Source organism: Psychrobacter sp. 1U2 (genome assembly GCF_051847575.1).
Map to the genome: position 1 here is coordinate 1 of NZ_JBPYDC010001901.1, position 503 is coordinate 503.

At 44.7% G+C, this 503-nt stretch carries 1 protein-coding gene; it reads left to right on the forward strand.

Going from position 1 to position 503, the window contains the following annotated elements; all coding sequences use genetic code 11:
- Window positions 1–42: 42 nt before the first annotated feature.
- On the forward strand, window positions 43–503 hold a 461-nt coding region (locus ACS8FD_RS25030; protein WP_439277832.1), incomplete at its 3' end, for a DMT family transporter.

Genomic DNA, 503 nt, shown 5'->3' on the forward strand with positions numbered 1-503 from the left:
TGATGGCGGTGTGACGCACTCTGTCTGATAAAGGCCAATACTATGTTTAGAGCCTATACAGCGCTAGTATTACTTGGTGTGATTTGGGGGTCTAACTTTATTTTTATGAAGTGGGCCACCGCTGTGATAACGCCTTCTCAAACTGTCTTTCTGCGAGTGCTGTTTGGGTTTATACCTTTAGTACTTATCGCATGGCGTCATAAAGCCATTACTCGGGAGCAGCTTGCGTATTTGCCGCATTTTATCGTCATGTCTGTGCTTGCAACCTCCTTTTACTATTATGGGTTTATTGCTGGTACGGCGTTGTTACCCAGTAGTATTGCAGGGTTATTGAGTGGTTCGATACCGATATTTACTTTTTTAGGGGCGGCGCTTTTCTTACCAGAGGAGAGGTCTACTAAACAGATGGCGCTAGGGGTTGCCTTAGGATTTGCGGGTATTGCATTAAGTGCACGTCCATGGCAAGGCGGCATGAATATATCTTTCATAGGTGTTTTATGGAT